This is a genomic window from Streptomyces sp. NPDC013157 (assembly GCF_042899865.1).
Classification (GTDB): Bacteria; Actinomycetota; Actinomycetes; order Streptomycetales; family Streptomycetaceae; genus Streptomyces.
In genome coordinates this window covers 23,194-46,861 of record NZ_JBIBAK010000012.1, presented here as the reverse complement: position 1 = coordinate 46,861, position 23,668 = coordinate 23,194, and the positions used below count along the sequence as shown (strand labels likewise).

General features: G+C 67.9%; 24 protein-coding genes, 2 tRNA genes and 1 riboswitch. Of the genes, 20 read left to right on the top strand and 6 right to left on the bottom strand.

Annotated features, from left to right (window positions below):
- The first annotated feature begins 137 nt into the window (after positions 1 to 137).
- From mobC to ACFY6U_RS31180, 14 genes are all read left to right on the top strand, one after another.
- Positions 138 to 809 (top strand): plasmid mobilization relaxosome protein MobC, encoded by a 672-nt coding sequence (gene mobC, locus ACFY6U_RS31245; protein WP_390043551.1) that lies wholly within the window; start codon positions 138 to 140, stop codon positions 807 to 809.
- Positions 806 to 2,536 carry a relaxase/mobilization nuclease domain-containing protein gene (locus ACFY6U_RS31240; protein ID WP_390043549.1) on the top strand — a complete coding sequence of 577 codons (1,731 nt, stop codon included), beginning with the start codon at positions 806 to 808 and terminating at the stop codon, positions 2,534 to 2,536. The genes mobC and ACFY6U_RS31240 overlap by 4 nt, the downstream gene beginning before the upstream one ends.
- A 272-nt stretch (positions 2,537 to 2,808) precedes the next feature.
- On the top strand, positions 2,809 to 3,282 hold the full coding sequence (locus ACFY6U_RS31235; RefSeq protein WP_390043547.1) for a hypothetical protein: 474 nt from the start codon (positions 2,809 to 2,811) through the stop codon (positions 3,280 to 3,282).
- A gap of 122 nt (positions 3,283 to 3,404) precedes the next feature.
- On the top strand, positions 3,405 to 3,896 hold the full coding sequence (locus ACFY6U_RS31230; RefSeq protein ID WP_390043545.1) for a hypothetical protein: 492 nt from the start codon (positions 3,405 to 3,407) through the stop codon (positions 3,894 to 3,896).
- A 465-nt stretch (positions 3,897 to 4,361) separates the two neighbouring features.
- On the top strand, positions 4,362 to 4,592 hold the full coding sequence (locus ACFY6U_RS31225; RefSeq protein WP_062723440.1) for a hypothetical protein: 231 nt from the start codon (positions 4,362 to 4,364) through the stop codon (positions 4,590 to 4,592).
- Entirely contained in the window at positions 4,570 to 5,082 is a 513-nt protein-coding gene (locus ACFY6U_RS31220; RefSeq protein WP_390043543.1) for a DUF6879 family protein, read from the top strand. Before ACFY6U_RS31225 ends, ACFY6U_RS31220 begins: the two co-directional genes overlap by 23 nt.
- A gap of 27 nt (positions 5,083 to 5,109) precedes the next feature.
- Positions 5,110 to 5,955 (top strand): helix-turn-helix transcriptional regulator, encoded by an 846-nt coding sequence (locus ACFY6U_RS31215; protein WP_362648691.1) that lies wholly within the window; start codon positions 5,110 to 5,112, stop codon positions 5,953 to 5,955.
- A gap of 95 nt (positions 5,956 to 6,050) precedes the next feature.
- On the top strand, positions 6,051 to 6,422 hold the full coding sequence (locus ACFY6U_RS31210; RefSeq protein ID WP_390043541.1) for a hypothetical protein: 372 nt from the start codon (positions 6,051 to 6,053) through the stop codon (positions 6,420 to 6,422).
- Positions 6,419 to 6,961: an NUDIX hydrolase gene (locus ACFY6U_RS31205; RefSeq protein ID WP_362648697.1), complete on the top strand. Its 543-nt coding sequence runs from the start codon at positions 6,419 to 6,421 to the stop codon at positions 6,959 to 6,961. Before ACFY6U_RS31210 ends, ACFY6U_RS31205 begins: the two co-directional genes overlap by 4 nt.
- An 82-nt stretch (positions 6,962 to 7,043) precedes the next feature.
- The gene (locus ACFY6U_RS31200) at positions 7,044 to 7,289 is read left to right on the top strand and encodes a hypothetical protein (protein ID WP_390043540.1); all 246 of its coding nucleotides are present in this window, start codon (positions 7,044 to 7,046) and stop codon (positions 7,287 to 7,289) included.
- Positions 7,290 to 7,350: 61 nt separating this feature from the next.
- Positions 7,351 to 8,151, top strand: a complete 801-nt coding sequence (dapF, locus tag ACFY6U_RS31195) for a diaminopimelate epimerase (protein WP_390043538.1) — start codon at positions 7,351 to 7,353, stop codon at positions 8,149 to 8,151.
- Positions 8,148 to 9,239, top strand: a complete 1,092-nt coding sequence (locus ACFY6U_RS31190; protein WP_390043537.1) for an ATP-grasp domain-containing protein — start codon at positions 8,148 to 8,150, stop codon at positions 9,237 to 9,239. Before dapF ends, ACFY6U_RS31190 begins: the two co-directional genes overlap by 4 nt.
- A gap of 12 nt (positions 9,240 to 9,251) precedes the next feature.
- Positions 9,252 to 9,800 carry a C39 family peptidase gene (locus ACFY6U_RS31185; protein WP_390043535.1) on the top strand — a complete coding sequence of 183 codons (549 nt, stop codon included), beginning with the start codon at positions 9,252 to 9,254 and terminating at the stop codon, positions 9,798 to 9,800.
- A complete protein-coding gene (locus tag ACFY6U_RS31180; protein ID WP_390043534.1) occupies positions 9,800 to 10,162 on the top strand; it encodes a glutamate ligase domain-containing protein in 363 nt (120 codons plus the stop codon). Before ACFY6U_RS31185 ends, ACFY6U_RS31180 begins: the two co-directional genes overlap by 1 nt.
- 118 nt (positions 10,163 to 10,280) lie before the next feature.
- On the opposite strand, the gene ACFY6U_RS31175 is transcribed toward ACFY6U_RS31180, so the two are convergent.
- Together ACFY6U_RS31175 and ACFY6U_RS31170 are read right to left on the bottom strand one after the other, a co-directional pair.
- Entirely contained in the window at positions 10,281 to 11,990 is a 1,710-nt protein-coding gene (locus ACFY6U_RS31175; protein WP_390043532.1) for a restriction endonuclease, read from the bottom strand.
- A gap of 119 nt (positions 11,991 to 12,109) precedes the next feature.
- Positions 12,110 to 12,913, bottom strand: coding sequence for a hypothetical protein (locus ACFY6U_RS31170; RefSeq protein ID WP_390043530.1), 804 nt, complete (start codon positions 12,911 to 12,913; stop codon positions 12,110 to 12,112).
- Between the two features lie 618 nt (positions 12,914 to 13,531).
- On the opposite strand from ACFY6U_RS31170, the gene ACFY6U_RS31165 reads away from it, so the two are divergent.
- Positions 13,532 to 13,604: transfer RNA gene (locus tag ACFY6U_RS31165), tRNA-Lys, on the top strand.
- Between the two features lie 84 nt (positions 13,605 to 13,688).
- On the opposite strand, the gene ACFY6U_RS31160 is transcribed toward ACFY6U_RS31165, so the two are convergent.
- Positions 13,689 to 14,252: a hypothetical protein gene (locus tag ACFY6U_RS31160; RefSeq protein ID WP_390043529.1), complete on the bottom strand. Its 564-nt coding sequence runs from the start codon at positions 14,250 to 14,252 to the stop codon at positions 13,689 to 13,691.
- Between the two features lie 358 nt (positions 14,253 to 14,610).
- Between ACFY6U_RS31160 and ACFY6U_RS31155 the strand changes: the two genes are divergently transcribed.
- Positions 14,611 to 17,454 carry a hypothetical protein gene (locus tag ACFY6U_RS31155; RefSeq protein ID WP_390043527.1) on the top strand — a complete coding sequence of 948 codons (2,844 nt, stop codon included), beginning with the start codon at positions 14,611 to 14,613 and terminating at the stop codon, positions 17,452 to 17,454.
- Between the two features lie 52 nt (positions 17,455 to 17,506).
- Here the strand turns inward: ACFY6U_RS31155 and ACFY6U_RS31150 are convergent, their stop codons facing one another.
- The 3 genes from ACFY6U_RS31150 to ACFY6U_RS31140 all read right to left on the bottom strand — a co-directional run bounded on the left by ACFY6U_RS31150 (position 17,507) and on the right by ACFY6U_RS31140 (position 19,350).
- The gene (locus ACFY6U_RS31150; protein ID WP_390043525.1) at positions 17,507 to 17,998 is read right to left on the bottom strand and encodes an O-methyltransferase; all 492 of its coding nucleotides are present in this window, start codon (positions 17,996 to 17,998) and stop codon (positions 17,507 to 17,509) included.
- Positions 17,999 to 18,031: 33 nt separating this feature from the next.
- On the bottom strand, positions 18,032 to 18,673 hold the full coding sequence (gene ribA / locus ACFY6U_RS31145; protein WP_390043523.1) for a GTP cyclohydrolase II: 642 nt from the start codon (positions 18,671 to 18,673) through the stop codon (positions 18,032 to 18,034).
- A 152-nt stretch (positions 18,674 to 18,825) separates the two neighbouring features.
- Entirely contained in the window at positions 18,826 to 19,350 is a 525-nt protein-coding gene (locus tag ACFY6U_RS31140; RefSeq protein WP_390043521.1) for a MarR family winged helix-turn-helix transcriptional regulator, read from the bottom strand.
- 131 nt (positions 19,351 to 19,481) lie between these two features.
- Here ACFY6U_RS31140 and ACFY6U_RS31135 point away from each other — a divergent pair, with 131 nt between their 5' ends.
- From ACFY6U_RS31135 to ACFY6U_RS31120, 4 genes are all read left to right on the top strand, one after another.
- On the top strand, positions 19,482 to 20,612 hold the full coding sequence (locus ACFY6U_RS31135) for a dihydrofolate reductase family protein (protein ID WP_390043519.1): 1,131 nt from the start codon (positions 19,482 to 19,484) through the stop codon (positions 20,610 to 20,612).
- Between the two features lie 138 nt (positions 20,613 to 20,750).
- Positions 20,751 to 20,824: transfer RNA gene (locus ACFY6U_RS31130), tRNA-Met, on the top strand.
- Positions 20,825 to 21,149: 325 nt separating this feature from the next.
- Positions 21,150 to 21,310, top strand: a riboswitch (cyclic di-AMP (ydaO/yuaA leader).
- A gap of 7 nt (positions 21,311 to 21,317) precedes the next feature.
- A complete protein-coding gene (locus ACFY6U_RS31125; protein ID WP_390043517.1) occupies positions 21,318 to 22,352 on the top strand; it encodes a M23 family metallopeptidase in 1,035 nt (344 codons plus the stop codon).
- Positions 22,353 to 22,526: 174 nt separating this feature from the next.
- Positions 22,527 to 23,489, top strand: a complete 963-nt coding sequence (locus ACFY6U_RS31120; protein ID WP_390043515.1) for an aldo/keto reductase — start codon at positions 22,527 to 22,529, stop codon at positions 23,487 to 23,489.
- Positions 23,490 to 23,668: the final 179 nt, after the last annotated feature.

The window sequence follows — 23,668 nt, the reverse complement described above, 5'->3', positions numbered from 1 at the left end:
CCGCAGACCCGGGCTACCGGAAGTCCGGAACGACTTCCGGACTTCCGGTAGCCCACCAGGACTCCTGGCCCAGCCACGCCCGAGGCAGCACGCAGCTCAACCCAAAACCCGAGCACAGCACCACGGAGACCCCTCCCATGCGCGAGCCGCACAACCGACTGCCCACCTTCCAGCAGGAGATGATCATCACCTCAGCCACCGCGCCAGCAAGCAATGGCGTTGGACCGTCCATGGGCCGGTCCAACGCGAGCTCCTCCGCCCCGGGGGTGGCGGAGGAGCAGCTCCGGCGCGAGGGCGCGCCGGAGCAGAAGTCGGGGCTGGGCGAAGATGTCGCCGCTCAGCAGCAGCCAGCTGTCGTACGCGCTGCCGATGAAGCCGCGCTCTACCGTGTACTGCGCCGCCGCGAGCGGTGCGACGACGGCCGTCGCGAGGCCCGCGTCGATGCCCGCTACAGCGAGGTCGAGAAGGCCGCGATCGTGGCCAGGGCCAAGGCGATGGGCATCGCCGGCGCCCACCTGGTCGGCGCGGTCGTCATGGCCTTCGTCAACGGTGAGACGCACCTGCCCGACCAGCGCACGGTCTACGACGACGTGATCGACGAGTTCGCCGCGCTGCGCACCCAGATCGCCCGGATCGGCATCAACGTCAACCAGATCGCCCGGCGCCTCAACTCCGACGGCGATCCACACCCTGTGGACGCCGCCGTTCTGGAGCGGGCCGAACGCCTCCTGTCCACTGCTCAGGATGCGGTGAAGACCGTGGACGACGCCGCTTTCCGGACTGCTGGGCAGAGGGCGGGCCGCGCGTGATCGCGAATATCGTCAAACCGGGCAGCTACACCCGAGGCGTGCTGAGGTACCTCTTCGGACCGGGTACCGCCACCGTGCACACCGACCAGCACATCGTCGCCTCCTGGGACGGCTTCGCACCCGACCCCGGCCCCGAAGACAGCCCCGGCCACACCGAGCGGATGGACCAGCTCGTCAAAGCCCTCGACCTGCGCGTCAAGCAGGCCGGCGACCATGCCCCCGACGGGCACGTGTGGCACTGTTCCCTCCGCGCAGCACCCGAGGACCGCATCCTCACCGACGCCGAATGGGCGCAGGTGGCGCGCCGCATCGTGCATGCCACCGGCATCGCCCTAGACGGCGATCCGGACGGCTGCCGCTGGATCGCCGTGCGCCACGCGGACGATCACATCCACATCGTCGCCACCAAGGTGCGCGGCGACCTGCGACCGCCCCGCAACTGGAACGACTACCACCGCGCCATGACCGAACTCACCTGCATCGAGGAAGAGCTCGGACTCACTCGCATCCCGCGCGGACGCCAGGCCGCCGCCGAAACCCCGGCCGCCAAGCGCTCCACCCGCGCCGAGCAGGAGAAGGCCAAGCGCACCGGCCGCACCACAACGGTGCGTGAGGAACTCCGCCACATCGTACGCACGGCGCTTACCCGCGCCGAAGACCTGGACGAGTTCTTCAACCTGCTCGCCGACGCCGGCCTCCAGGTCGAAAGCCGAACCCTGCCCTCCGGCGATCTGCAGGGCTACAAGGTCGCCCTGCCCGGCGACACCAACGCCAACGGCGAGCCCGTCTTCTACTCCGGCTCCAGCCTCGCCACCGACCTCTCCCTGCCCAAGATCCGACAGCGCCTCGCGACCGCCGAAGTCACCGCGATGGAAGCGTCAACGACCGGCCGTCGGCCGAACCCGTGGCATCAGGCCGCCACCTGCACTGAACGCATCCCCCACCACATCGACCACAGCCCCGCCGCCATCGCTCAGGCCCACCTGGCCGCGTTCGGCGAGGTCCTCTACGCCCTGCCCCTGTACGCCCCCGCCCGCCTGAAGGCCGAACTCCGCCGGGCAGCCGTCGCCTTCGAGCACGCGGCCCACACCCGAGCGCGCGTCGACCACCAGCACACCCGCGCCCTGCGCGGCGCGATCAAGGCCATGCGCCACCAGCCCACCGACGGCAGCGGCCTGGCGATGCTGCTGGACGCCGCCATCCTCGTCGTCACCGCCGTCCAGCGCCGTGGCGCGCTGCACCACCACGACCGCCAGGTCGCCGCCGCTCGCCAAGCCCTGGTCCACCTCCAGGCTGCCTACAACCAGACGTTTCCCGAGCCTCTGGCCGCGTTGGCTCGTCTCAAGCCTCCCGCGAACACCGTCCGTCGGTACGCCCAACACGTGCGCGACGCGGTTCCCGTCCACGCCGAGCAGATCCTCGTTGAATCTGCCTGGGAGGCTCTGGCAGCCACCCTCGCCGCTGCAGAAGCAGCCGGGCATGATCCGGCCGAGCTCCTGCACCACGCAGCAGGGCAACGTTTGTTGGACGACGCCACCACCTCACCGGCCAGGACCCTCACCTGGCGCATTCAACGCCTCGGCGACCGGCATGCGCCCAGCTCCCAAGCACGGGCCGCACGAGCACGCAGCTCACGTATCACCCATGTGCCGCCCAACGCGCGAGCCATCGCCGGGACAACCCCCACCTCCACAGCGGTCCCGTCCCGCACTCACCGGTCGCGGTGAGCACACAAGCCGTACCCCGAGAACCACCTGCCGACCCGCCCTGAACCGCGACAAGCACGAGCCGACGCGGAGGTTGTGGCAGGTGGGGTCAATGGTCGCCATTCGCCGCGGGCTCGTCCTCGCCGACGTCGGTGACGGCCTGCTCGTCGCTGGCGGCGGCCTCCCCTTCCTTGGCGCGGGCCTTGTCAGGGGACCTCGGCTTCGATCTGTGCGCACCAATCTGTCTCAGAATGGTCTACCAACTGCCAGATGGGCCTGTTTTGATCATGTTCATGAAGAAGATCAGCACTATCGCGGCCATCGCGCTTATCAGTGCCACGACTCTCTTCGGGACCGCGCACGCCGCGCCGATGCCTGCCCAGCCGCATCCATGGGACCATCGGGTCAAGTGCGAAACCAAAGACCCCGATGACCGGAAGATCGTCGCCCGCTACGGGAACTCCGAGTTTGGCTGGAAGCACTTCAGTGGGCCCCACAACATCAAGAAGTGCTCCACTCTCTACGCTGCCCTGCACGGCGAGGTAGACCGTAAATCCGAGCAGGGGCGAAAGCTCGAATACGATGCCATCGAGTTCGAGACCGGTGTTCCCCGTCCTCGCCAGGTCAAGATCACCGTCGTGGTGTGGCAGGCCAGGAAGAGCCTCGATGGCAAGTACGACGCCGGGAGGGGAAACACCATCGGCGTCATCACGGCATACTGCCACAACCAGCAAGGGAACAAGTGTCCGGCATGGGCGAAGCTCTAACCGCATCTGAGCGGAGGCAGGAGCAGGCGGCTTTGTGCCGTCTTCTCCTGCACTACACCGCATGTCCTTTCGCGCCGTATGCGTGGGTGCGGGGCTGTCCGCCTTGGCCGGAGGGGCTGCGGGTGGCCGTGCACTGCGGTGAAGAGACGGAAGGGATCGACTTCCTGTATGAGCTTCCGTTCGGGATGCTGCCTGCGGCGATCCCGGGTGCGCTCGCGCAGGTGGTGAGCGGCTTGCAGCTGTATTCCAGCTCCAAGGTGAAAGACGTGATGGGCATGAATCACGTGAGCCTGGATGTGGAGAAGATCCCGCCTGTGCCTCTGGGCGAGGGGGCACAGGCGGTGGAGGTACTGCGGCAGTTGGCTGAGGCGTACGAGGAAGGCGAGGAGGGTGAGCCGTTCCTGCTCGGGTTCCTGATGCGTCCGACACATACGCTCCGCCTCTATGTCAACTCGCCTGAACGGAAAGTCTGGGGGGTGGATGTGCCACTGCCACGTACTGGGCTCGGTTTGCTGGGGGCTGTTCAGTCTCCGGGGTACCTGAATAATCCCCACCTGCATCGCCCGTCCGATGACCCGCACGCCGACGTACTCATCGACCTGAGCGATAACTGATACAGGGCTCGGCGCGCTCGCGCAGGGGATGGTCTTCGGGCCAGCGGTGGCGGCGGTGCTCGCAGGACGGGCACATGTGTAACTGGCCGCCTTCTCCGAAAGTCACCGGTATCCCGCCTAGGAGCGGGTCTCAATAGCGGGCAACCCGGCTGCGGTTCGTGGTCATTAGTGCGGGTGATCGCGATATGCATGATGGGGATTGACAGACACGCTCCTAGGTACTTCGGTCATGGACTCGGTATCCCTGTTGCTCCACGTGTGCGATGAATTCCACGCGCTCGCCTTATGCGGCAACGGCGATCTGTCAGTTAGTGCGGCGAGCCCATCAGGGCCTCGCGGGCCGAGGTTCTCAGCTTGGGGCACCACTCGAAGCCTCTGGCAAGTTTGGGCAAGTTCCTGGCCTGAGGGCTCAGTCCCGGGCAAGCTCTGGCACAGAGATCGTTACCGGCATCCGAGGAGGACATCATGGCCCTGCGCAAGCTCGGCAAGGATCCGGAGAGTCCCAGTGGCGGCTCGCCCACCATCTACCTCGACGAGGAGAAGGACAGCTACCTCGTGCAGGGGTGGAAGGTGGAGGACGCCGAGCGCCTCGGGCAGATGGACATCCCCGGCCACGAGTCGGTGGTGGAGATCCCGCGGCGCATGGTGCAGTTCTTCTTGGAGGTGAAGAAGGATGACGAGGCCCCCGACGTTTGAGGAGCTCTTCCGGGACTGCCGGCGGACGGCCGTCCATCTGGAGATGCGCGACGCCTACATGAAGTCGGACCCTGCCTTCATCGACTGGAAGGCCGGGGAGGTCCTCGACCCCGCCCAGCGCTGGGCCGACTGGCACGCCATCGTCACGGAGGCGACCTCGCGAGGCGTCGAGGTCCGACGCGCCCGCGTCGTCTCGACGCCGGTCAGTGAGTACATCCGCTTCGAGTACGACGTGACGGACGGACTGAACATTGCCGCCGGCGAAGAGGTGCGTTGGCTCTCGCGGCGCGACGCGACCGACATCGCGCTGCCGGGCAACGACTTCTGGTTGTTCGACTCCGGCCTGGTCCTCGTCAATCACTTCGATGGCGAAGGCGAGAACATGGAGGTGGAACTCACGGATGACCCGGAGGTGGCGAAGCTCTGCGAGTCGGCCTTCGAGGCCGTGTGGCAGCGGGGAACACCTCACGCCCAGTTCGAGCTGGCCTGACCGTTCGAACAGCAGCCTCGCACCGACATGACATCACCATCTTCGAGCGTCCAGGAAGCCCGCAAGGCGCTCGGGCAACGCCTCGCCGAAATCCGGAAAACAGCCGGGCTCACCAAACGGGCTCTGGCCCAGAGCCTGGGCTGGCACGAATCAAAGGCTTCGCGCTTCGAGAGCGGCACCCGCGCGCCCTCGGAGCGCGACCTTCGTGCCTGGTGTTCCGCGTGTGGCGCCGAGGGCGAAACAGAGGACCTCATCTCGACAGCCCGCGGAATTGAGGGCATGTACGTCGAGTGGCGGAAGATGGAGCGCCACGGCCTCAAGTGGGCGCAGGAGTCTGTCGTTCCTCTCTGGGAGCGCACCGAGCGCTTTCGCATTTACTCGCCTTGGCTCATCCCTGGGCCCGTGCAGACGGCCTCGTACATCACCGCACTTCTGACCTCCATTCGCGACCGCCGAGGACTCATCGACGACGTGCCGGCGGCAGTCAAAGTGCGCGTCGAAAAGCAGCAGGTCGTCTACGGGAACCACACGTTCGCCATCCTTCTGGAGGAGAGCGTGCTGCGGTACCGCATCGGCGGCACCGAGGTCATGGCAGGCCAGCTCGGCTATCTCCTCAGCGTCATGGCCCTGCCGTCGGTGAGCATCGGCATCATCCCCCAGGACGCCGACCGGTCGGGGCTCTGGCCCGTTGAAGGGTTCTTCCTGTACGACGATGAGTTGGTGAACGTCGAATTGATCTCCGCCCATCTCAGCGTCGTCCAGAAACACGAACTTGCCATGTATGCCAAGACGTTCAGCGAGCTGGCCGAACTTGCCGTCTACGGCCCCGCCGCACGTGAACTCATCACGTCAGCCATCGAATCTCTAGGGTGAACGCCGGGCAAGTTCCGGCACATTCATAGAGGCCCAGCCACCCCTCTTCCTAGCTTTGTCGTCACGGCTGAAAGCGTGCTCCGGAGGGGCCGGTGATGACAGTGGCAAGTACGGGCAAGAAGGCCGAGACGGTCGAGGACATCGAGGACGACGACGCCCTCATCAACGTAGAGGCGATCTCCGCGCAGACGAATTCCATCCTCGCCCTGCGGATGGGCACCACGACCCGCGCGGTGATGGACAAGCAGGTGCCGGCGATCGCCCGTCATCTGAACCAATTGCTCCGGGAGGACCTGGGAGCCGACGACGACAGCGAGGTCCGGCAGCTCCGCCGAAAAGGAACCAGGTTGGTCGATCTCACGAACCCACCTTCCTTCGGGACCTACCTGTACCTCCGCGATGCCGCCCTTCTCACGCGCCGACTGCTGTGGGTGTACTCCGAGCGGAACGGACTGGATGCGCCGTGAGCGTCAGGGACGACCAGGTCGTTCGGGAGCTCTCCCACTACATCCACGAGCACCCCGCCGACAGGATGGCGTTGCTGCCGGTCTACGACGCGGCCCGTGACCACTCGCAGCGCCGAGCCTGTGCCCATGACCGGCGTTGCCCCTTGGTGATGGTGGGCGCGGTCGTCGTCGACGAACGCAGTCGCGTCCTGTGCCTGCGGCACGAAGGGGGTTACGCGCTCGCGGAGGCGGAGCCGGAGGACGCGGACGACTCCCTCGGCGAGGCGGCCCTGCGGCTGCTGGCCGAGCAGGCCGGCATCCGGGACGTATGGACGCAGGCCGGTGCCGAGGGGCCGTTCCTGGTCGATGTCACCAGGCCGGGGCAGCACCGGTACGGGCCCCGTCTTCGAGTCGGCATCCGATACCTCTTCCGGGCCCATTCGGGCGCCGTGATCCCGGCGGTGATCGAGATGGGCGCAGCGGCCTGGGTGCCCCTCACAGAAATAGGCATCCCCTCGGTCCGCAGCCGTGTGGAGCGCCACCTGATCGGAACCCTATGAGTCCCCGAAGCCAACAACTCGCTTACGTCGTAAGCCTCGTCGCCATCGGAGGCTCCCTGCTGCTGGGCATCTGGAGGGGCTGATGTACGAACGCAAGGCCAAGGAGCAGCCCTCCACACCGCCTCCACCTGCAGGAACGATGGGAACGACCCGGCCGCCGGGCGATGTCCGGGTTGGTGACTTCGTCTACCTGGACGGCGAGTACGAGCGCGTGCGGGACATGAGGTCCGCAGGCACCGCAGCCCACCGCGTGCTGATCTTTGCCGGGCGGGAGCCCTGGGTCATGCGAGAAGCCCGGACGACGTACCGACCCATCGAATTCGGCTGATGCCCCGCCCTGTTCGGGCGACGCACCGTCACTCTCACCTCACCATGCGAGGAGCTTTGCCATGCGCTTTCGCAAGATTCATGGCGCCAGAAACGACTTCGTCCTGCTCTCCGACCTCGGGCTCGACAACGACAAGGAGTGGCCCAAGGAAGCGGAACGTCTGTGCGCCAGGCGTACCGGCGTAGGCGCAGACGGCCTGGTCATCAGCAGGCTGATCAGCCACAGCCCGCCTGTCCTCGAAGTTACCTGCTTCAACGCGGACGGCTCGCTCGCCACCATGTGCGGAAATGCCCTGAGGTGCTCCGCCTGGGCCGCACACCGCGATCATGGCTTCCGACAGATGAGTCTTCACATGGACGGCGTGGAGCATGAGGCGGCCATCTCCGACGACTCTGTGTGGGTCACGGCCGAACTGGGCGAAGTTCTCCCACGGCGCTTACAGGCAGTCATCAACGGCAGACCGACCTGGTTCGACAGCGCCCACACCGGCACGGAACACGTCGTGGCGATCGTGAACGACGTGGACGCCATCGACGCACAGGTCGTCGGTCGCCTGGTTCGCCACCACCCGGACCTCGCCCCGCTGGGGACGAACGTCAACTTCATCCAGCCCGCCGGCCACCAGGCGCTGAAGATCCGCACCTACGAGCGCGGGGTCGAGGCGGAAACCCTCTCGTGCGGAAGCGGGGCGGTCGCGGCCGCCGTCGTCGCCACCATGCGCGGACTGGTGGTACGACGCGCCGTCACCGTCCACAACCGCGCCGGAGAGCCGCTCACCGTCCGGCCGCATGACGCCCGCCCAGACCGCACTCATTGGGTCGGGGGCCCGGTCACCCACACCTTCGAAGGGGTACTCGCATGACTCTCTTCCTCAACACCAGCTCGAACCTCGCGGTGCGGAAGGCCGCCGAGGAACTTCGCGAGTGGGGACGAAGCCGCCAGGGCCTCGGCATCGCCCTCGTCTACGGGCCCGTGTCCGCCGAGGACAGGCTCTACCACGCCAAATGCCCCGTCGAGCAGCGATCCGTCACCGCCTTGGCGGGAGCACTGGAAGAGATCGGCGTCCGCTGGAAGGTGCTGGACCCGTGCGAGCCCGACTTCATCATGGAACTGGTCGAGTACGACGTTGTCCTCTCGAACCTGCACGGCCCCTACGGTGAGGACGGCCGGCTGCAGGGACTGCTTGACTACCTTCGCGTGCCCTACTGCGGCAGCGGAGTCGGGGCATCCGCGGTGGCCGCCGACAAGATCCTCTGCAAGCGGGTGATGCTGGCCCTCGGCATCCCGACACCTGGATGGCACGTCTGGACCGGCGGCCCGGCGACGTGGAACGGGCGCCCGGTGATGGTCAAGCCCCCCTTCGGGGGATCCAGCGTGGGCATGAGCCTCGTGCGCGATCCGGCGGATCTGCCCAGCGCCCTGGCGGACGCCGCCGGCGACGAAGACACGTCCGTGCTCGTCGAGGAGTACGTGACCGGCACGCCGGTGACCGTGGGGCTCCTGGAACTGCCGGGCGGCTCGGTCGTCGTCTTCCCGCCGCTGGCCACCGAGGCCACCGGCGCCGACTTCTACGACGCGGACACGAAGCTCGACGTGGACTCCAGCGGCACCGTGACCGTGCGCGCCGCCGACCTGGCCCCCGACGTGCTGGACAAGATCACCGGGGACGCCCGGATCCTGTGGGACGGCATCGGGCTGCGCGGCTCGGCGCGCATCGACTTCATCCTCGCCGAGGACGGCGAACCGTACGTGCTGGAGGTCAACAGCACGCCGGGTATGTCCCGCGACAGCAATTTCGTGGTGGGGGCGGCGATGGTCGGACTCACGCACACGGACGTCGTGTTGGCCATGTTGCACGAGGCTCTGGCCCGCCCGCCCTACGATGTCCCCCTGCCCACTCCCGCGTTCGCCGGCACCACACGGGCTCGGGAGGCTGCCGTCTCGCCGTAGGAGCCCGCCGCTGTGCCGCGCGTCCACGAGGTCCCCATGTGCCGTCAGCTCATCGCCCCCGCCGAGTGGGATCAACACGGGGGATGGGCTCTCGGGGACAGAATCGAGTGGTCCAACCGGGCGTGCGGCCTGGCCTCGCTGAGAATGATCCTCCTCGCCTACGGGCGCGAGGCCCCCACGGTCACAGAGCTCCTGAAACTCGCGGTCAAGCACGAGGTCCTGACCCCGCGTGGAGCACTCCACGCGGGGATCGCGAGCCTCGCGACTGACCTCGGCGTCCCCTCGACCGCCGAGCCGGTCCCGGCCGAAGACTTGACGAGGCGTCTCGACGACGCCCCGCTCATCGTCTCCGTGACCGAGCAGTTCCCCGACGACGGCCGCGCCGGCGGTCACCTCGTCATCCTTCGCGGCTACGAGGACGGCCCCGACCCCGCGATCCACTTCCGGGACCCGTCGGCCTGGGGCCAGACGCACGACCGAGTCCCCCTCAGCCGCGTGTCCGCTTCCTACACCGGCCGCGCGATCACCTTCGCGCCCCTCATCCACAACGGAGACTCTTGATGACCGAGGCAGACGGCGACACGACCGAGGCCGCAGGCCGCCGGAGGATCGCCGTACTCGGAGAAATGCTGGAACTCGGCGACGAGGCAGTCGAAGCCCATCGCGAGGTCGGGCGCATGGCGGCCGAGAACGGCGTCGACCTCGTCGTGGCGGTCGGCAATGCTCTCGCCAAACAACTCGCCCTCGCGGCAGGAGCGGCGGGAGTACCGGACATCGCGATGGTCGGTGACAACGCGACCGCTGCCGCCTACCTGAAATCCATCATCCGCCCCGGCGACGTCGTCCTCGTGAAGGCGTCCCGCGGCGGCCAGCTCTGGCAGATTGCACAGGCACTCACAGGCCAGCCCATCACCGGACTCTGATTAGCTGCCTGCCCGCTGCTAGTTCCAGGAGGAACTCATCACTCTCTGAGCGGGGCCGTAATTTAGCGGAACCGTCGCCACGGTACTGTCAGATTCCGGAACTCAGCAGGGCGCAGTGTCAGTTCGCGCCATGTTGGATCCAACGGACCACGGCTACCGAGTCATCAATAGGTTCCAGCACGATTCGATCCCCGGGCCTTGAGGGAAGATCCGAGCCATCTTTCAACCGTACAGCGGGTGTATAGAACTGTTTGTATCCGAGGTCGAGGACCTCGCCGCCGACTGACACGGTAAGTGGCTCATTGAAGACCAAAGCTCCCGGCAAATTTGCCAGGAAGCCTTGCGGTGGATTTTCGTTAGTCGAAAAAGCCATTTCGCTCCAACTGACGCGCACTTCCTTTCCCTGTAGCAGATGTGCGGCGTCCAGCCATGGCAGGAACTCTTCAATCGGTCGGTCCAAGAGTTTCGGAACTCTAATCGTGCGCCCTGCAACACGTTGGATTTCCAGCAGCGCCGAGACAATGTCACGCTGGAGCACGGCGCCCTCGTCGATGGGATGCCCGATTGCTATAGGTTCCTGCAAGGGGGCGGAACGATAAGGATTGTGGAGTGTAACCTGATTAGGTTCGTGGAAGTGTGCTAGAAACTCAACCCCAGCGCGGATGCTCTCCAGCCGCTTTCCTGCCAGATCGTGACTTCCGATGGAAATTTTCATCCTCTGTGCCGTGAAGTCCAACTGCATGGTTGCGTCGAAAGTTTCACCGATTTCCGCCCCGTGCAGTAGGACTCCAGCACCTGTCATGCCCATCGTGGTCGCATTCAACACGACGGTTGAACTGGCCAATTCGCCACCATCGGGTCCACTGATTGTGAGGCGTACCTCCTGCGGTGAGGGTGCTGGCTGCGGATTTGCGCGAATCTTAAGGAGTGCCGCCGTGCCGGATGATGGAGTCAGCCCTCCGGAGAGATCGGCCGTCAGGTCATAACTCTCTGCTGGTAGCACTAGCTCGGAACCGAAGTTCCGAAATGCAAGTACTTTCTCTTCGAGCTCGCTACCTTTCGGGACGTGAATATTCAACTTCAAGGGCACGGGTCGGATATTCGGTGCATCCGTGAAGCGAGCGCGCACCGCGATTGTCACAGATGGCGTCGTTTCCAACGCTTGCCATATGAAAATTAGTCGGTCGTGATCGATGGTGCGAGGCTCGAGAATACGTTCAGTCACGTGCAGGTCATACGAATAGTGAGGATCGTAGGCGTTTACCTGATTCGAAAGTGCAGTCAAGGTCCTTTCCGCATCGGCGGCGTTGATTGGCTGGTTCGCGGCAGACGTACTCTGCTGGCGCAGTAGAACAGCCAATTCTGCGACTGCGTCCTGTAGTCGATCTCGGCCACCGTGGAGATAATAGTCGATGACATCAGGGAATTCAGATACGAGAGATTCAACGAAGTTGAGGCCCCGCCATCCTACGCTCACGCTCGGCAGATTGGGCAGCCCTTCCAGCCATTGCAGATTTTCCTTCGTTGGGTCGAGTGGTGTCACAAGGTCCCAGCGACTGACAATTAGACCACGCTCACGGGCGTATGTGGATAGACGCCCCAGGGACTTTCTAATCTGCGTCTTCTCGCTGGCTTTGAGATTCTGAGCAAATTTCTTCACTTGAAATACGTGGTGGCCGCCGTCTGGCTGGGGGAGCAGCAGGTCGATCCCACCATCCCCAACTGATGGACGGATGCGGATGCAGTCCGGATGCCTGCGGGACAGCAAGATGGCAACGACTTCCTCGACCTCATCGCCGCTCAGGCGGGTCCACTCAACTCGGGGCATGAGGTCACTCTAGGACCTGGCACTGACATCGAGGTCGATCGGTGGCCAACGCCTTGCGCCGTACAGTCAATACCGGCGCCATAGAAGCGTCCGGACACAGCATGCCTACCGCTGCCTCACTATGGAGCGCTTGGAGTTACGGAAGCAAGTGTTTGTCTCGCGGCGGCGGTGAACCGCTCGCGGATACCCGCGCGGGCTTGCTGGTTGCGCTTCAGTTCATTAACGATAACGGCCGCTTGGGCAAGGTACGCGGAGAATCCTTCGTTGTCCTCACGTACGTGAATAATTGCAGCCCGTGCTATTTCCTGGGCTTGTTCGACACTGACTAATATCGCTGCTGTTCGTGGATCCTCATGGAGTGGTCGATCGCTCTCGTTCGCCTGTGCCACGAGCTCTTGCATCTGCCTCGCTGCACTCTGCATGGCTTCCCTAGCGGCGGCCATCGCGGGTGCTGTCTCGGTGGTCAAGCGTTCGGTTGCTGTCGGAACCGTTGACATTGTGAGTTCCTTTAGCTTCGTGGCAATCTTTACGTCACGCCGAATACTGTTGGCAAGCTCTTCCGCAGCCCGAGCCACCTCGGCTGGCCCTAATATGTCGATTCTCCGAGCACGTTCTGCCATGCGGCCAGCAGCTTCCTTAAGCGGGTTGGCGCCCGAAGAGCCGGAGTCTCCCGGCAAACCTGCGGAGTCAATAATGCGAAGACACTCATCCCAGGCCGCGAGGAAACCTTCGTATGCCTGAAGCCGCTGCTGTCGGAGCCAGTGGGCTTGATCGACCGAGGCTTGGTCATGGACTTGTTGCAAGGTTGCTTGTGCGCTGAGCAGGGCTCCTTTTTTGGCGGCACGCGCCGACACAACTGCACCGACGACTGTGCCGGCCAGACCGAAAACGGCAGCTACCAGGGCGACAACAAGCTCTTTCATGCCGTGCATCATCGCGGCGACGAACTGTCAGGCGGAAGAGTGCCTCCTATAGAAGACGCCTGGTGCCTCTGGAGTACTCGTTGATGACAGAGCGGCCAAGGGCCGAACGGAGGCTGCTCGCCCCAACGAGGGTCTGGTCGCTGGCATGTGGCGTAGGGCAGTGCTGTGTTGCTGGGCGTGCCCAGGCCGTATAACGCACCTGGCAAGTGGGCGGTGCCCAAGTGCATCGCGGTTCGCGCCAGCGGTGAAGTCACCTGGTTAAGGGCAAGGTGAGATCCGCGATGGGTGCGTCGACCTCCTCGCCGTGCCGCTCACCGCATCACTGCAGGGCCTGACCGCGCTGGCGTTGAGCGGCGCGCTCTCCGCCGAGCAGATCGATGAGGGTCTGGGACGAGACGATCGATTTTCTCCCGCGCGGCTACGCGCCCTGAGTCGCCGACAGGCTGTGATTTGCCGTTCATCGCCGTCGATCTCGCGTCAAAGGTCGAATGCGGCTGGTCAGCGACGCCATCTGCGTGAGCGATGCGTGAGCGGACGGGATGGCACGAGCTGGCAGGAAGCAGACCGGCCAGCGCTCTGGATGTGTTCTGACCAGGTGGTTCCGGACACCGAAGAACCGTCCGGAACCACCCGGGAAGCTTTGGCCAGGACTTTTAATCCATTGGTTGTGGGTTCGAGTCCCACACGGCCTACGGACGCGGGGGAGGGATTACCCCCTCTGACCTGCTACGCAGCGCTCGGGTCGGCTTCGGCTGGCTCGGGCGCTGTGGCGTTGTCACCGCCAGCCGCCGGTGAAGTCGCTGCTCAGTTGGGAGTGGCAGATGGTGTAGCCGCCCGAGGCGTGCGCGTTCTTCGTCTTCCCGTCGACGGTGACCGAGCATGTGATGTCCCCGGACCCCTGAAGCTGTGCCATCACGCTGACGTACACGGCGTCCTTCTTCAGCGGCAGCGTCGCCTCGAACCTGCCGTTCTTGAAGGTGCCCTTGCGGGTGTCGGTGTCGGAGCCGTAGGTGATGTCGAGGCCGCCGAGGACGCCGGCCGGGGCGGAGCCCCACACCTTGAAGACGACGGTCTCCGCGGCCGCGTCGTCCTTCGGGTCGCCGTCGGCCTTCTCGGCGCTGCTCCTGCCCGCGGCGGCGGTGCCGGTCTTCGTGGCCGACGGCGTCGCAGCGGCCTTGACGCCTCCGGAGCCGCCGACCGCCGCGCCGACCGCGGCGATCACCACGAACAGGCCGATCAGGCCGAGACAGCCCAGGCCCACGATCTTGCCTGGGCCGGGCTTCTTCTTCGGCGGCTGCCACTGGAACGGCGGGGCGCCGTAGGGCTGCTGGTCGTTCATGGGTCCACCTGGGTGTCTTGTCACTGGATGCGAGGTGTGTGACTTGTGGGGGGTGCTGTGCGGTTGCCGTCACGCGGTGGGATTCACCAGAACGTGGGTACGGGGCCGAGCGTCGGCCGTGCGTCGGCCCCGGCGGAACGGTCAATGCCCGGTGATGCGGAGGTCTGTGCGGCCCTCGCATTGATCAAAGCCGGTGCAAACTTTCGGCGCGTCCGCGGACCGGCGCCGTCCCGTCGGTGGCCGCCCTTCCCAACCTGGCCTAATCTCCCCTCAGTTCCAGCGAACACATGACTGGATTTCACGGGTCGCACGCGTCGAACGCCGGCGCCTTCAGCGGCCGGGGGGAGAAAACGCGTTCATGGGACGCAGACATCCGCTGGTGGCGTCCGCAGGTCTGGCGGTGCTGCTCGTCGGCTGCCTGGGGTCGGGGGCCGCGCACGCGGACCCCGTCGCCGGTGCGGCGCTGTACGTCGACGACGCGGCCGCCGGCTGCAGCGACACCGGTCCCGGTTCGGCGGCGGAGCCCTTCTGCCAGATCCAGCCGGCCGCGGACGCCGCGGCTCCCGGGGGCACGGTCCGGATCGCCGGGAACGACGCGGCCTACGCGCCGGTGACCATCCGGTCCAAGGGCACCGCGGACGCGCCCGTCAGGTTCGTCGCCGCGGCCGGCGACGGCTCGCCCGTCACCGTCCGGGGCAGGGGCGTCGCGGCGGTCACGTTCGACGGTGCCCAGTACGTCGACATGGCCGCGGTCCGGGTCGGAGGGGCCAGGACGACCGCCCTGGCCGTCACGGGCTCGCAGCACATCACCTACCGCGACGCCTACGCGGAGAGCACCTCCACCGACGCCACCTCGGTGGTCGCGGTCGACGGATCCTCCTCCGACATCTCGCTCGTCCGCGTGCACGTCTCCCAGGTGGCCGGGCGGGGCTTCAGCAGCGCCGCCGGGGCACGGGACATCACGCTCGCCGACGACTCCTTCGACGACCAGGGTGTCTCGGCCGTGGGCACCACCGACATCGACCTCGCGGGCGACACCTTCAGCACGATCTGCGGCGACGCGATCAGCCTGACCGACGGCACTTCGGGCTCGGTGCAGAACGTCGTGGCCCTGACCGGCGGTACGACGTCGTGCTCCGGCACCGGCACCCCGGCCGAGATCACGGTGGACGCCACCTCGGCCCCGCAGGTCACCGCGGACTACAACGCGGTCAACCCGCTGCCGGCCGGCACGGACTACAACTGGGCCGGCACCGCGTACGCCACCGCGCAGGCGTTCGGGGCGGGCACCGGGCAGGGCACCCACGACCTGGACCAGACGGACCTGACGATCCCCGTACTCGGGCAGCCCGCCGAGTACTCGCCGCTCGTCGACTCGGGCGACTCCGACGCGCCCGGCGAGCAGCCCACGGACATCAACGGCCATCCCCGGGTCGACGACCCCCTGGTCCCGGACACCGGAGCGGGCACCGGCCACGTCGACCGGGGGGCCACGGAGTTCCAGGACCCGCTCACCGTGAGCGGGGTCGCCATGGGCTCCGGGTATGTCGGCATTCCGGAGACCGCCGCCGCACGGATCAGCAACCCGTGGTCGGACTCGCTGGCCGGGCTGACGTACACCTTCGACTTCGGGGACGGTACGACCGTCGCCTCCACCACCGGATCGGCCACCCACACCTACACCCAGGCCACCACGGGCAGCGGCGTCCAGGTCGTCGTGCTGGTGGACAGGGCGGACGGCACCCGGATGGGCGGCGCCGACGTCTGGCACCAGGTCGTACCGGTACCGGACCTCGCCGCCACGGTCGGCTGCGGGACCACCCCCTTGGTACCGGACGCGGCCACCTGCCAGTACGACGTCGACTCCGATCCGTACGCGATCACAGGTGACCAGATCACCTTCGGCGACGGTTCCAAGGCCGTCTCCGTCGCCCCTCTCAGCGGCACGCTGAAGCACACCTTCCCGGCTCCCGGCACCTACACCGTCACGCAGAAGATCACCGACACCGGCGGCCGGACCGTCACCGAGACCGCCAGGGCCACGGTCGGCGCGGCCTTCGTCAGCGAAGGCCCCAGGCGCCTGCTGGACACCCGGAACGGCACCGGCGCGCCCAAGCGGACCGTGGGCGCCGGCGGTGTGGTCCGGCTCAAGGTCCTCGGCGTGGGCGGCGTCCCGTCGTCCGGCGTCACGGCGGTGACGCTGAACGTGACCGACACAGGTGCCACCGCCGCCGGCTATGTGACGGTCTACCCGGACGGCACCGCCCGCCCGACCGCCTCGAACCTCAACTTCCAGTCCGGCCAGGTCAACCCGAACCTGGTCACCGTCAAGGTGGGCACCGACGGCTACGTCGATCTCTACAACGCGCACGGCGGGGTGAACCTCATCGCCGACCTGGAGGGCTACTACACCACCAAGGCCATCAAGGACACGCAGGACATGTCCGCCCTGGCCGTGGTGGCTCCCACCCGGGTGCTGGACACCCGCTCCGGCACCGGTGCGCGCAAGGGCGCGGTCGGCCCCCGCAGCACCACGACCGTCACCCTGCCGAAGTACACGCGGGGCGGGGCGACCGTCGCCGCCGTCCTCAACGTGACGGTGACCGGGGCCACCGGCAGCGGTTACATCACCGTCGCCTGCGACGGACCCAACCCGCCGACCACGTCCACCCTCGACTACCGGGCCGGGCAGACCGTCTCCAACCTGGCCGTCCCCTGCGCGTACTCCGGCCTGTTCCACATCTACAACAGCGCCGGGCACGTCCAGCTGATCGCCGATCTCCAGGGCGTGTACACCGACGACTGGGCCAACTCGGGCGGCGACCCGAGCGCCCGCGTCGGCGGACCGTACGTGGCGACCACACCCGCCCGTTTCCTCGACACCCGTACCGGGCTGGGCGCACCCCGCAGGGCGCTGGGCGCGAACGGCACCCTCACCGTCAAGGTCGCCGGTGTCCACGGGGTCCCGGCAACGGCCTCCGCGGTGCTGGTCAACCTCACGGGGGTCACCCCGACCGCCACCACCCACCTGACCGCCTACGGCGACGGCAGCCTGCCCGGCGTGTCCAACGACAGCCTCACCGCGGGCGGGACCCGTCCGGTCCTGGCCGTGATCCCGGTCGCGGCCGACGGCACCGTCCACATCCACAACGCGGCCGGCTCGGTCAACGTCCTGGCAGACCTGGAGGGTTACTTCGGCTGAACCGGCCGGCGATCCGGCGCGGCCCGGGTGACGGTGACGGCGAAGGTGGTGCTCAGCGCACCCGCACCCCGGTCAGCACCCCGTCGCCCACCTCGTGCAGGTCGACGGCGAACTCCGCTGCCGAGGCGGGCAGTTCGCGGAACGCGGCCACCTGGTTCCGGTGGCTCACCGCGTTGTCGACGGCGAGGATGCCGTACGGCTTCAGGACGCGTCGCAGGTGCGGCCAGTAGGCGACGTACGCCGGTCGCTCGGCGTCGAGCACGACCAGGTCGACGGGCGCGTCCGGGGTGTCGGCGAGGATCTCGGCGCCGTCGCCGTGGCGGACGTCCGCGTACTCCCGGGCTCCCGCCCGCTCCAGGTTGGCCAGTGCCGCGGTGACGCGTTCGGCGTCGATGTCCACGGTCGTCAGGCGGCCGCCGGTGTCGCGGAGGGCGTCGGCGAACCAGATCGCCGAGCAGCCGTTGGAGGTGCCGATCTCCAGGACGGACGTGGCGCGCCGGGCCCGGATCAGCGTCGAGATCAGCCGGGCCGCGTGCGGGGGCATGTTGCGCAGCCTCGGCGTCACCGTCCGCGGCGCTCAGCCCGCGTTGAGCTCCGTCAGCTCGGCCAGGGGCAGCGTGTGCTGGGTGTGCAGGACCTTCGCGCGCAGGTAGCGGACGTTGTGGGCGGTGCTGAAGACGCCGGTCGGGACGCGGTCGCGGACGGTGACGCCGAGGCCGCGCAACTGCTCCGCCTTGTCGGGGTTGTTGGAGAGCAGGTCCAGGTCGGTGATGCCGAGGGCGGCCAGCATCTGGGCGGCGGCGGTGTAGTCGCGGGCGTCCTCGGGCAGGCCGAGGGCGGCGTTCGCCTCGTAGGTGTCGAGGCCCTGGTCCTGGAGGGCGTAGGCGTCGAGCTTGTTGTAGAGCCCGATGCCGCGGCCCTCCTGGCGCAGGTAGAGCAGGACGCCGCCGCGCTCGGCGATGCGCTCGACGGCCTCGCGCAGCTGGGGCCCGCAGTCGCAGCGGGCCGAGCCGAAGACGTCGCCCGTCAGGCACTCGGAGTGCAGGCGCACCAGCGGGAGGGTGCCGGGGGCGGGCTCGCCCAGGACGACGGCGACGTGCTCCTGGCCGTCGGTCAGGCCATGGAACGTGACGAGTTCGGCGTTGACGCTGTAGCCGTCGTTGAAGCGCAGCGGGACCCGGACGCGGGCGCGCTGGGTGGCGGCGGGGAAGTCGGTCATCGGGCTCTCCAGTGTCCGGGTGCAGGACGGCGGTCCCGGTACGGGACGTCGCGGGTGTCTGCTTCAGATTTGAAGCAGATCCACGGCTGGAACCCTACCTCATGCTTTAAATTTGAAGCAACAGATTTCCGTACGGTTTCGGGAAGTCGAGTTCACGATCCGGAACAGGGGGACGACCGCCGCCGCCACGGCAGCTCGTCCGGCGTCGGCCGCGGGGTCGACTCGTCGCCCTCCAGCGCCCGCGCGATCACGGAGCTGATCTCCTCCAGCTGCTCCACCTGCTCGGCGGAGAGGTGGTCGAAGACCGCCGCCCGTACCGTCTCCACGTGGCCCGGCGCCGTGCGCTCCAGCACCGCCATGCCCTCGTCCGTCAGGATGGCGAAGCTGCTCCGCTTGTCCCACTGGCAGTCCTCGCGGCGGATCAGCCCGTCCTTCTCCAGCCGGGTCACGGCGTACGTCAGCCGGCTCCGGGTGATCTTCGACTTCTCGGCGAGGTCGGTCATGCGCAGCTTGCGCTCCGGCGCCTCGGAGAGGTTGGCCAGAATGCCGTAGTACAGGTGCGGCATGCCGGCGTCCTGCTGGAGCTGCCGGTCGATCGCGTCCTCCAGGAGGTGCGTCGCCGCCATGTAGGCGCGCCAGGCGCGCTGCTCCTTCGGAGTGAGCCAGCGAGTCGTCATGGCTCCAGTGTAGGTTTGTTTCAAACTTTAACCAAGTGTCCGTGTCAGGGCAGCCGGGCCGACCCCGTCAGCCATCCGGCCGGTCCGGTCAGCCTGCCCGCCAGTCCGCCCGCCGAGAGTGAGCGCGTCCGATGCCGTACCCCTACGTCCTGCTGTCCGCCGCCGTCTCCCTCGACGGCTTCCTCGACGACACCGGCCCCGACCGGCTCCTGCTCTCCTCCCCCGCCGACTTCGACCGCGTCGACGAGGTACGGGCCTCCGTCGACGCCATCCTGATCGGCGCCGGCACCATCCGCGCGGACAACCCGCGGCTCCTGGTCAACTCCCCGGAGCGGCGCGCGGCCCGGACCGCCGCCGGCCGGCCCGAGTACCCCCTCAAGGTCACGGTCACGGCGACCGGCGACCTCGACCCGGACGCGAAGTTCTGGCACACCGGCGGCGAGAAGATCGTCTACACGACGGACGAGGGGGTACGGCGGGCCCGCGCCCTCGGGATCGCCGCCGACGTCGTCTCCCTCGGCGCCGACCTCGACTGGCGGCTGCTCCTGGAGCACCTGCACGACGTACGGGGCGTACGGCGCCTGATGGTCGAGGGCGGCGGCACCGTCCACACCCAGCTCCTCCAGCAGGGCCTGGCCGACGAGCTCCAGCTGGTCCTGGCCCCCCTCTTCGTCGGCGACCCGAAGGCGCCGCGGTTGTTCGGTCCCGGCGGGTACCAGGCCGGGCGGCTGCGGCTCCTGGAGACCCGCCGGATCGAGGACGTCGTCCTCATGCGCTACGAGCCCACGGCCCCCGGCACGGGCGGGTCGGTGTCCGCCGCGGACCGGCACTGGCTGCGGCTCGCCTGCGGACTGGCGGCCGAGTGCCCGCCCTCCCGGACCGCGTTCAGCGTGGGCGCGGTCGTCGTCGCGGCCGACGGCACGGAGCTGGCCCGCGGCCACTCCCGGGAGGCCGGCGACCCCGTGGTCCACGCGGAGGAGGCGGCCCTGGCGAAGATCCCCGCGGACGACCCCCGGCTGGCCGCGGCCACGGTCTACACCAGCCTCGAACCCTGCACCCACCGCGCCTCCCGCCCGCACCCCTGCGCCGAGCTGATCCTCCGGGCCGGGGTACGGCGGGTGGTGACGGCGTGGCGCGAACCGGACACGTTCGTGGCGGCGGCCGACGGGACGGGCGCGCTGCGGGAGGCGGGGGTGGAGGTGCTGGTGCTCGGGGAGTACGAGGGGGAGGCGAAGGCGCCCAACGCGCATCTGCTCGGCTGAGCGGGTCGGGGCGCGGTTTGCGGGTGCGGGTGCGTGGGGGTTGCCCGCGGTCAGGGACCTCCCCGCAGCCCCGTCGGCCTCGTGAGACTTAACCCGTGTGACTTCCCCTCTTCGGATGGCGTATGCTGGTGTCACCGACGCGGGGTGGAGCAGCTCGGTAGCTCGCTGGGCTCATAACCCAGAGGTCGCAGGTTCAAATCCTGTCCCCGCTACTGAAACCCAGGGCCGGAATCCGAGATTCAAGGATTCCGGCCCTGAGTCGTATCCAGATCCTGAGACGGCCCTGAGCGGGGCGCGGTCACGTTCGGTGTCCGGACGACCGCCCTGTGCATAACAACTGAGTCACCATCAAAACCTGTGTGACTCCTGAGGTGAGCGACGCGCACCGTCGACTCGACCGTTTTTGACCGGTCGTGGCAGGTAAGTCCAAGCTTTGAAAGCTTAATGATCAAGGCGAACAGCTTGGAATCTGATAGCCGGGTCTATTAACGTTCGATAACGCAGCGCGGTCGTCCCAGCCGTCACCCGAGACGGCTCCGTGCGCACGCGCCGAATCCCGCAAGGGAACCGGGGAACCACCACCTTGGGGTGAATCGCACGGCTACCGCCGGGTACGAAACGGCCGGTATACGCGCGTAGGAGACCTTCCCGCTCCGAACCCGTCAGCTAACCCGGTAGGCGGCGGAAGGAAAGGAGTGCGCCCGCGTGGCGTCCAACCCGCCTGCTCCGACAGCCCCGTTCGTGCCCAGCCAGCGTCAGCCCGACACCTTCGGCTACGGCGGCTACCGCACCGACGAGGGCCCTTTCGAGGAGTGGAACCCCACCGAGGAGTCCCTCTCCGCGGTACGCGGCCGGCACCGGGTCGCCAAGCAGAAGGGCGGCGGGCTCGCCCGCAGCTCCACGGTTCTCGGCGTCGGCGTCATAGCCGCCGTCGGCGCGGGCGGCATGGCCAGCGCCAACACCGGCAAGCCGCCGGTCTCCATCTCGCTGCCCGACCTCCCGTCCTCCGTCAGCTCGCTGCTCGGCGAGGACGGCGGCCACCAGGCCACCCGGACCGCGCTCAGCAGCGTCACGACGACCGCCACCGACGCGGACTCCTCCTCGTCCGACGCCGGTGAGGCGCTGCGCAGCCGGATCATCGCCCAGGCCGCGCAGCAGCAGAACCAGCTCGACACCAAGGCCAGCGCCAAGGCCGTCGCCGTCGCCGACCAGGCGGTCGCCGCAGCCGAGGCCAAGGCGGAGAAGGCGGCCGCCGCCAAGGCCGCCGACGCCAAGGAGAAGGCCGAGGCCTCCGCGAAGGAGAAGGCCGAGCAGGCCCGCCTCGCCGCGCTGGCCAAGCAGTACACGCTGCCCGTCGTCTCGTACACGATCACCGGCACCTTCGGCCAGGCCGGCTCCATGTGGTCCTCCGGCTACCACACCGGCCTCGACTTCGCCGCGCCCACCGGCACGCTGATCAAGGCCGTGCACAGCGGCACGGTCACCGAGGCGGGCTGGGCCGGCTCCTACGGCTACCGGACGATCATCACCCTCGACGACGGCACCGAACTGTGGTTCTGCCACCAGTCCTCGATCGGCGTCAAGGCCGGCCAGAAGGTCGCCACCGGCGACGTCATCGGCCGCGTGGGCGCCACCGGAAACGTCACCGGCCCGCACCTCCACCTGGAGGTCCACCCGAACGGCCAGGCCACCGCCATCGACCCGATGACCTGGCTGCGGGGCAAGGGCCTCAACCCCTGACCCTGGCTCCGGCCAGAACCCGGACCTCACTGACCGGCCCCCGGCGGCCCTGACGACAACCCCCGGCGTCAGGGCCGCCGGGCTGCCCGCCACGCCTCGCGGCGGCGGTCGCCTTTACAAGAACTTCGTGTTGCGTCGGCATGGGGTGCCGGGCGACGCGTGTTGAAGTCAGGCATGAGTGCTTCTTCCGCTTCCCCTTCCCTCCGCAAGCTCGGCGCCTCCGACCTGGAGGTCTTCCCGCTCGCCCTCGGCGGCAACGTCTTCGGCTGGACCGCCGACGAGGCCACCTCCTTCGCCGTCCTCGACGCGTACGCCGCCGCGGGCGGCAACTTCGTCGACACTGCCGACTCGTACACGGCGTGGATCGAGGGCAACAAGGGCGGCGAGTCCGAGACGATCATCGGCAAGTGGGTCAAGGCCCGCGGCAACCGCGCCGACGTCGTCATCGCGACGAAGGTCAGCCAGCACCCCGAGTACCCGGGCCTGTCCGCCGCCAACATCAGGGCCGCCGCCGACGCGTCCCTGCGCCGTCTCGGCACCGACCACATCGATCTGTACTACACGCACTTCGACAAGCCCGAGATCCCGGTCGAGGAGATCATCGGCGCGCTGGACGAGCTGGTGCGGGCGGGCAAGGTCCGGCACATCGCCGCGTCCAACATCACGCCGGAGCGGCTCCAGGAGTCCCTGGACTTCTCCGACCGCGAGGGCCTCGCCCGGTACGTCGCCCTCCAGCCCCACTACAACCTGGTCTCCCGCGACACCTACGAGGGCCCCCTCCAGGACCTGGCCTCCCGCACCGGTCTCGCGGCCGTCCCCTACTTCTCGCTGGCCGCCGGCTTCCTCACCGGCAAGTACCGCCCCGGTACGACGGTCGACAGCGCGCGAGCCGGCCGAGCCGCCCAGTACGCCGAGTCGGAGCGCGGCCAGAAGGTCCTGGCGGCCCTGGACGAGATCGCCGCGGCCCACGAGGCCCCGATCCCCACGGTCGCCCTGGCCTGGCTGGCGGCCCAGCCCACCATCACGGCCCCGATCGCCTCGGCCCGCACACTGGAGCAACTCCCGCCCCTGCTGGCCGTGGCGGACCTGAACCTGACGGACGAGGAACTGACGAAGCTGACGACGGCTTCCGCCTGACGGCCGCCTGCCCCCGGCTCCTCCGGTCCACCCTTCCGCCGCAACGGTGCTCGGCCACGACGGTCGAAGTCGGCGGGGCCGGGCAGGCCGGTACCCACCGTCGGAACGCCGGCCCGTCGCGGAGCACAGCGCCGTCGTGGGCCGGTCGCGCAGTTCCTCCCCCCCAGCCTTCGGCCGGG